Below are 7,075 nucleotides of genomic sequence, written 5' to 3' on the forward strand. Positions count from 1 at the left end.
GAACAACTCCCACTACTCGTCCGGCACCAGCCGCTCAACAATCCCCACCACGACCGACAGCCTACCCAACCACCCAAATGAGATGGCCTCTTAGGGCAGCGTGTCGGGACGTGGCGCTAACTGACCCACACTCATTAGGCTTGCCGCCCGTCCGGCGGCCCCGGACTGTGGGGTGGAGCTGGCACAGCCAGCCGAAATAGGGGGCAGAGCGTGGAGTGTGAAGGCTGTGTTGGTCGGCTTGAGCCGGATGGCATGCTGCTGGGCTTCTGGCGACAGGTAGGTCTGAGAAGGAGGGCGTCCCCACGGAGCGGGGACGCCCGCGGTGTGGCGCGTTCCTTCCTGAGCCTTGACGTGCAGCAATGGCGATATGGCCAGGTCTGCGTTCATTAGATGGATTCACTGGAATGTGCGGCGGCGTGCTGCAAGGCGCCGCCTGGCGGACCGTCGTCGGCGTGCAGGCCGACCCGCCACTCCTGCACCGCCGGCCTCGCGGCTGTCGTTGCTCCTGCTGAGCCTGCCGGGTCTGGCGACCATCGCCGCGTTGCTCTTCATTTGGCTGCAGGTCGCCCAGGCCGGCAGGCAGCTGCAGATTGCCGAGGACCAGCAGATCACCACCCGCTTCAACGATGCGGTGGGCAATCTGGCCTCAAAGGCGGTGGATGTGCGCGTGAACGGGATCTATGCCCTGGAGCGCATCATGAAGAATTCTGCCGCGCATCAGCCCACCGTGGTCTCCCTGCTCTCCACCTACGTGCGCCAGCACGCCCCGCTGCCACGGAAGACGGCACCATCGGCTGATGTGTATGCGGCCCTGGACGTCCTGGCGCGGCGTCAGCCAGAGCATGACCTAGGGACGGTGGTGAACCTGAGCAACACAGACCTGCGCGATTGGCTGCCGGGCCGAGTCGTCAGGCTCCAGGGTGCGGTGCTCACTGGGGCGGATCTCCGCGGCGTGGACCTCTCGTACGCCGACCTTGAAGACGCCTCCTTGGAACAAGCGAACCTGGCGCACGCCACGCTGTGCTCCCTCACGTGCGCCAACCTGCACGAAACGGTCTTGCGGGGTGCCAACCTGCGGGGTGCCGACCTGCACATTGCCGACCTGACAACAGTGAGCTGGTGTGATCCTCCGCCCTCAGAGGGCGGGTGCGCCAGCCTGCGGGAAGCCGATCTCCGCTTCGCGAAGCTGACTGATGCCAACCTGCGCAACGTGGACCTCTCCTACGCATACCTGGCCGACACGGACCTGGACGATGCAGATCTGACTGGTGCCAAGCTCACGGGAACTGTGCTCGAAGGGGTCAAGATCCCCGGGGTGAAAGGGCTCTTGTGGCACTCACCCACACCGCTACATGAGGCCAGCGTCCGAGATCGCTGAATTTCCCGAAGAGCACCGCCGGCTGAACACTGTCCTGAACTGGGGCCGAGACAAGATCGCCATAATCGAACGGGACACCGCCCGTACGGCCGGCGACCTCCGGCATCGGGGTGGTGGCCTGGTGTTTTCTCAGGTTGGCCGAGTTTCCAGGTGTGCCCAGGTGCACTGATTTTGCCCCGCGGCTGGCTGCGGGGGCGGGAGAGGGCGTCTGGTTGGCCTGTACGCCCAGCGCGGTCAGCCGTGCCTGCTGCTGGGGTAGGGGCCGGGCCCAGGTGGCCGGCTGCTTCTGCTGCCGGAACCACTTGTCGGTGTCGTCGCCGTCCATGGGCACGCCGGGGGCGATGTCGGGCAGGTGGCCGTCGGCGTCGACCAGGTCGGTCGGGACGCGGTAGTGGCGTTGCCAGTCGAGTGGCCAGGGGCAGTGCCAGTCCTGGTCGATCGCGGCGAGCTGCGCAGCCCGGGTCGTGGCGGTGTTCTCGTTCTTCCCGAGTCCGTTCTTCGCGCCCTTCCTACGGAGGTTGGCCATGCACTGCCCGACGGGCACCACCTCGTCGTTCGATTTCCAGGGCGGCGGCCGCCGCGCCGGCTCCCTCGGGCTGCAGCACCCCGGGCAAGAGTGAGACCGGGCGGGACTGTCCGGGACCGCTTCGCTTCCCGTCGCTACGCAGTGGACGGCACCGATTCCCTACGATCGTGCCGTGCCCACCTTTTCCCTTGAACGCACGCCCTCGCTCGCCCCCGCGGAGGCGTGGCGCAGGCTGACGGAATGGCCCCGCCACGCCGACGTGGTCCCGCTGACCAGAATCGTGGTGCTCACCGCGCCGCCGACCCACGAGGGAACGCGTTTCGTGGCCCAGTCGGGCATCGGACCGGTGACCGTCGACGACGTCATGGAGGTGACGGTCTGGCGCCCGCCGGTGGGCGACGGACCTGGCCTGTGCCGGCTGGAGAAGCGCGGCCGCGTCGTCCTGGGCTGGGCGGAGATCGAGGTCCGGCCAGGGCCGGGGGGCCGCAGCCGGGTGGTGTGGCGGGAGGAACTGCGCATCCGCTTCCTGCCCCGCCTCTTCGACGGCGTCCTGAACCGGACGGCCCGCCTCGTGTTCGGCCGCGCGGCGACCCAGCTGCTCAGCAAGGCCTGAACGACGACGGCTCTGAAGGCGACCGAGCCGATGCGCCGCGCCTGCCGGGTCGCCGTGGCGTGGTGGATCGGGGTGTGCGCGACCGGTCAGGGACACCGCGCTGCCGCCCCGGCGGTGGGCGACGATCTCCGTGTCGATGGACAGGGCGGTCTCCTCGGGCGTACGGGCGCCGAGGCCGAGGCCGATTGGGAAGCGCGGGCGGGCCAGTTCCGCAGGAGGTTGTGGACGATGCGGGTGATGTCGGAGTACGGCGCGTTCGGGCCGGTCGACCTTCCCGGCTAGGAGTCGGCCGGAGGGGGCTCCGGGGGTGTTGGCCGGTTTGTGTGGCGTGGGGACGGGGACGTTCCTTAGCCGCAGGCGGGCGGTAGGGCTCGCGGGTAGGGGTGGGAGGGGAACCGCCCGAGGTGGTCCTGGAGCTCGTCACTAGGCTTCGGCACCATGACCAGCGATATTGGTTTCACCTGTACATGCTGCGGGGCCCACCACCTTGAGCTGCCGATGAACTACACGGCCGAGGCACCGGCGGTGTGGGATCCGGCCTTCGCCGACGCCGATGACTGCCTGCTCTCCTCGGACCAGTGCGTGGTCCGCGGGCAGCACTACTTCGTCAAGGGCCTGATCGAGATACCGGTCATCGGCAGCGACGAGGTGTTCTCCTGGGGCGTCTGGGTCTCGCTCAGCCGCGAGAACTTCTCCCGGGCTGCGGATTTGTGGGACACCCCCGGCCGTGAGGCCGAGAAGCCGTACTTCGGCTGGCTCACCACCGACCTGCCGGTCTACCCGACCACGACCCTCAACCTGAAGACGCACGTGCACACCCGCCCGGTCGGTGAGCGCCCCTTCGTCGAGCTCGAGCCCACCGACCATCCCCTCGCCGTCGAACAGCGCACGGGGATCACCCTGGACCGCGTGCGGGAGATCGCGGCCGCGGTGCTCCACTCCGGCGACGGCGAGCAGCAGTGACGGCTGCTGTGGCGGCCTCGCTCCGCCGCCGACCCCGTTTGCAAATCTGGCCCGTGGCCCGCGCCTGTTGGATAGCCGCGTGGTGAGGCGCAAGAGGGAGAAGATGAAGCGGCCCGACTGGGGCGTCCCGAAGGGGATCGTGCTGTTGGCGACGCCAGAGGGCTGGCGCCACAGCGTCCTCACCATGGAGGGCGGCATGCTTTGCGGGCGTCTGGACGTGCCGATCAACACCGACCCGCAAGACGCGCGGGCCGCGGCGGCCCGGATGGTCACGGAACTCGCACGCGACTTCCACGACACCGACGTCGAGGTGTGCTGGGATCCGCCTCAGGAGCCCTGGTCATGGACTGCTCAGGTCACCCTTGCCGCCGGGGCCGAACCTGCTCCGCCGGACACCGAAGGTTAAGTGGCAAGCTCAGGCCGCGGGTAGGGCGGTGAGGAGTAGAGCCAGGGAGCAGCGGCGCATGCCGCGTGCCGCAGAAGCCTGTAAGGCTGCCTTTGGCAGCCCCGCGGGGCCCTCGGATGGATGACGCGGCGGCCTCCCGCCCGGCCCGGCAAGGTGCTGGTGCAGACCCGCCGCGGGTCACTGGTCCAGGACCGGTGGCCGGACCTGGCGGCGGCCGCCGCCGAGCAGCTGCCGCACGGCCTGGTCCTGGACGGCGAGCTGGTCGTCTGGGACGCGGAGGCGGGCCGGTTGTCGTTCGAGGCGTTGCAGCGCCGGGCCGCCGCTCGCGCCCACGGTGCCCATGCCCTGGCCGCGAGGTGGCCGGCCTGCTTGGTCGCGTGCGACGTCTTGGAGCTGGACGGCTGGAGTAGCTGCTCACCGACCCCGCCCTGACGCCACCTGGACGCTCATCCCGATGACGACGGAACTGTCCAAGGCGCGGGAGTGGCTTCCGTCCTGGCCCGATGTATCCGGGGGCGTCGTTGCCAAGCCCTTGAACGGCCGCTACTTGCCCCTCTATCGCGGGTGGACCAAGATCCTCCGCAGGGACGCAAGCGAGCCGGTCATCGGCGCGGCCACCGGCACCCTGGCCCCCCGCAACTCCTTGTCCTCGGCCGCCACGACCAGGACGGTCGGCTGCGGGCGGTCGGTCGGACCGTACCGCTGCGCCCGGAGGTTTCCCGGCAGGTCGGCGAGCACCTCGCCCCGGCTGGCCTCGGCCACCCTTTCGAGGGGATGCGGTTCGCTGCGTCGTGGGGCAGCCGCGACGTCCTGGAAGTCACCCCGCGACGTGAACCGCGTCGTTTGATCAGTGGGCACGGTGCGGCTTGCTGCGGGTCCGGGGGCGCGGCGGGCGGGCGCCGCGGTGCCGGCCCTGGCGGCCGGGGTCATCGGTGGCCGTCAGGATCACCGCGAGGCCGAGGGGGAGCAGGGTGAGGAAGGAGAACATCATGGCGTGCTTGTGCCCACCGGTCTCCGCCTGATGCGGGGCGGCGTGTGGCGGGGTCCGGCGGTGCCAGGTGCCGCTGCGGCACGATCTGCCGCCGCGTGACCCGCAACGGGGCAGGGGCGGCCGACAGGCGGTGACCTGTTGCCGGTGAAGCGCGCGTGGTGGGCCGGCCGGTGGTGAAAGTCAGCTCGTTCGGGGAGTGCGTCCGCGGGTCCCGGGGCAGCCGCGGTGGGGGAGGGCACTTGTGAAGAGTCCCCGGGCCAAGGGCCGGTCACCCGAGAAGCCGGCTTTCGGCCCCTGATGTAACTGACCCCAGGAGGAATCGGCATGTCGCAGGTCAAGGAGTCCATCGAGGTCGACGTCCCCGTCCGTACCGCATACGACCAGTGGACGCAGTTCGAGTCGTTCCCGCAGTTCATGGACGGTGTCGAGCGGATCGAGCAGCGGAGTGACACCCTCACCCACTGGGTGACGAAGATCGCGGGTGTCCAGCGGGAGTTCGACGCGGAGATCACCGAGCAGATCCCGGACACGAAGATCGCCTGGGTGACGGTCGGGGGAGAGACGGAGCAGTCCGGGCTGGTGACGTTCCGCCCGATCGACCCCGCCCATACCGAGGTGACCTTCATGATGGACTTCGACCCCGAGGGGATGGCGGAGAACATCGCGGACAAGTTCGGGTTCGTCGACCGGCAGGTCAAGGGCGACCTGAAGCGGTTCAAGCACTTCATCGAGGACCGCGGCGCCCCGACCGGCCAGTGGCGCGGCCAGGTCTGACCCCCACACCCCTCATGTTGGGCCTGGGCCGCGGCATGGTGGCGGCCCAGGCCCGCGACGGCTGACGTCCGTGAAACCGTCGCGGAGCACGAGTCTGCGCTCGCAGCCGTGCCCGGGACATTTTCGGTATACGGGGCGCGATTCCGTCTGCGGGCTGTCCGGGCGGTCCGGGCGGCGCAGCGGCTGCGGGCCCTGTTGGTCCGGACTTCGCCTGTTGTCGGTGTGGTAGTCCGTGGACGGCACGAGCGGCTGGTCAAGGACAGCAGCCAGGGATCCGGCCAGGCTCGGGACGATCAACGCGGCCGCTTCCGTGCCAACGTCTGGCGCGGTGAAGATGTCCTCGACCAACCGCTCGGCCATCCGCGGGGCCTCCGGCCGTAACAGGGTGGCCAGGCGGCGCCGGCCTGCCTTGCGGATCTGCGCGGGTGGTAGCAAACACCGTTGCACCGCTGGGTCGTGTCCGATGGGCCCGCGGAATCGCTTGGGCGTAGGCGAGATGGTGCGGCGATGATGTGCGGGTGTTCTACGAAGATCTCAGCGAGTACGACTACCAGGACGAGGATGCGTTCACGGACAGGGAGTCGGGCTTCTACGCGCTCTCGTACCGCCCGGCGTACACCCGCCTGAACATCGGGTGGCTGGAAGCCGGCAAGCCGTACTCGACAGGCACGGTCCCCATGGCGTTCGTGGAGAAGCTGAAGGCTGTTCAGGAGGTCCAGTGGATGAACGTCTGCCTCGGTGTGCACGAGTGCGACCTGTGTCCTGCGGATGAGGCTCCGGAAGGGAACGGGGAGGTACGGATTCCGGGCGAGCCCGGGATCGCTTACGCCGCTCCGTTCCTGACCACGCACTACATCGCCGCCCACGGCTACCGACCGCCACAGGCCTTCATGGACGCCGTTCTCGCTGTCGACCTCGACGCATGGGCCGCCACACGGTGGCCCGACGTCCCCTTTCCCTGGGTGCCAGATGACGCGGAACGCATGCTGGAGTAGCGGCGAGCCAGGCTCACGTGCGCACCAGAGCCGTATCGAGGCCACGGTGACCGTCCCGTGAAAGACGAATGTTCGGGCGGTTGCCGCCGGGGGCGGCCAGGCCTTCTCCCTCGCCGCATCAAGCAAGCAGCTCATGCGGCCGCCGGAGGTCACCGGGGCGGCGGCCCTGTCCACCCATCGCGCCGGTCCCCCGTCCGCCCCTGCACGGCCGGCAAAGTAGGCTCCGGACTCGCCGTGCGCGGTCATTACCCGGCCGTGCCGGGGGTTCACACGGCGGGCCCTGTGGCCGCGCCACTCGATCAGCAGCGCGTCGTCCAGGGCTGTAGGCCGCTCCCGCTGCCGTGTGGGGGGGGGGGGGTGGGGCCGCGCCCCCCCCGGGGGGCGAGGGTGGGGGGGGGGGGGGGGGCCTGGTTAGGGGGGAGGGGTCGG

At 69.6% G+C, this 7,075-nt stretch carries 9 protein-coding genes and 3 pseudogenes; 7 read left to right on the forward strand and 5 right to left on the reverse strand.

The genetic code is table 11. The annotated features are described in order from the left end of the window. Positions 1-499: 499 nt before the first annotated feature. Entirely contained in the window at positions 500-1,378 is an 879-nt protein-coding gene (locus ABZ924_RS37650; RefSeq protein WP_361920102.1) for a pentapeptide repeat-containing protein, read from the forward strand. Positions 1,379-1,556: 178 nt separating this feature from the next. On the opposite strand, the pseudogene ABZ924_RS37655 reads toward ABZ924_RS37650, so the two are convergent. After that, positions 1,557-1,931: pseudogene (locus ABZ924_RS37655) on the reverse strand (helicase associated domain-containing protein); the annotation flags it as partial. Between the two features lie 145 nt (positions 1,932-2,076). Between ABZ924_RS37655 and ABZ924_RS37660 the strand changes: the two are divergent. Continuing rightward, complete coding sequence (locus ABZ924_RS37660) at positions 2,077-2,517, forward strand: SRPBCC family protein (protein WP_361920104.1); 441 nt, start codon at positions 2,077-2,079, stop codon at positions 2,515-2,517. Between the two features lie 17 nt (positions 2,518-2,534). Here the strand turns inward: ABZ924_RS37660 and ABZ924_RS37665 are convergent. Then, a pseudogene (locus ABZ924_RS37665) lies at positions 2,535-2,727 on the reverse strand (XdhC/CoxI family protein); the annotation flags it as partial. A 288-nt stretch (positions 2,728-3,015) separates the two neighbouring features. On the opposite strand from ABZ924_RS37665, the gene ABZ924_RS37670 reads away from it, so the two are divergent. The 3 genes from ABZ924_RS37670 to ABZ924_RS37680 all read left to right on the forward strand — a co-directional run bounded on the left by ABZ924_RS37670 (position 3,016) and on the right by ABZ924_RS37680 (position 4,318). Then, a complete protein-coding gene (locus ABZ924_RS37670; protein WP_361920116.1) occupies positions 3,016-3,480 on the forward strand; it encodes a DUF2199 domain-containing protein in 465 nt (154 codons plus the stop codon). A gap of 82 nt (positions 3,481-3,562) precedes the next feature. Further along, complete coding sequence (locus ABZ924_RS37675) at positions 3,563-3,886, forward strand: hypothetical protein (RefSeq protein ID WP_361920106.1); 324 nt, start codon at positions 3,563-3,565, stop codon at positions 3,884-3,886. Between the two features lie 120 nt (positions 3,887-4,006). Then, positions 4,007-4,318 carry a hypothetical protein gene (locus tag ABZ924_RS37680; RefSeq protein ID WP_361920108.1) on the forward strand — a complete coding sequence of 104 codons (312 nt, stop codon included), beginning with the start codon at positions 4,007-4,009 and terminating at the stop codon, positions 4,316-4,318. Positions 4,319-4,441: 123 nt separating this feature from the next. Here the strand turns inward: ABZ924_RS37680 and ABZ924_RS37685 are convergent, their stop codons facing one another. Together ABZ924_RS37685 and ABZ924_RS37690 are read right to left on the reverse strand one after the other, a co-directional pair. After that, positions 4,442-4,648, reverse strand: coding sequence for a hypothetical protein (locus ABZ924_RS37685; RefSeq protein WP_361920109.1), 207 nt, complete (start codon positions 4,646-4,648; stop codon positions 4,442-4,444). Between the two features lie 85 nt (positions 4,649-4,733). Next, entirely contained in the window at positions 4,734-4,877 is a 144-nt protein-coding gene (locus ABZ924_RS37690) for a hypothetical protein (protein ID WP_361920111.1), read from the reverse strand. Positions 4,878-5,201: 324 nt separating this feature from the next. Between ABZ924_RS37690 and ABZ924_RS37695 the strand changes: the two genes are divergently transcribed. Continuing rightward, a complete protein-coding gene (locus ABZ924_RS37695; RefSeq protein WP_361920112.1) occupies positions 5,202-5,651 on the forward strand; it encodes an SRPBCC family protein in 450 nt (149 codons plus the stop codon). 249 nt (positions 5,652-5,900) lie between these two features. On the opposite strand, the pseudogene ABZ924_RS37700 reads toward ABZ924_RS37695, so the two are convergent. Beyond that, a pseudogene (locus ABZ924_RS37700) lies at positions 5,901-6,068 on the reverse strand (IS110 family transposase); the annotation flags it as partial. A 101-nt stretch (positions 6,069-6,169) separates the two neighbouring features. Here ABZ924_RS37700 and ABZ924_RS37705 point away from each other — a divergent pair. Then, a complete protein-coding gene (locus ABZ924_RS37705; RefSeq protein WP_361920114.1) occupies positions 6,170-6,646 on the forward strand; it encodes a hypothetical protein in 477 nt (158 codons plus the stop codon). Positions 6,647-7,075: the final 429 nt, after the last annotated feature.

This window comes from Streptomyces sp. NPDC046876 (assembly GCF_040645035.1).
Taxonomy (GTDB): domain Bacteria; phylum Actinomycetota; class Actinomycetes; order Streptomycetales; family Streptomycetaceae; genus Streptomyces.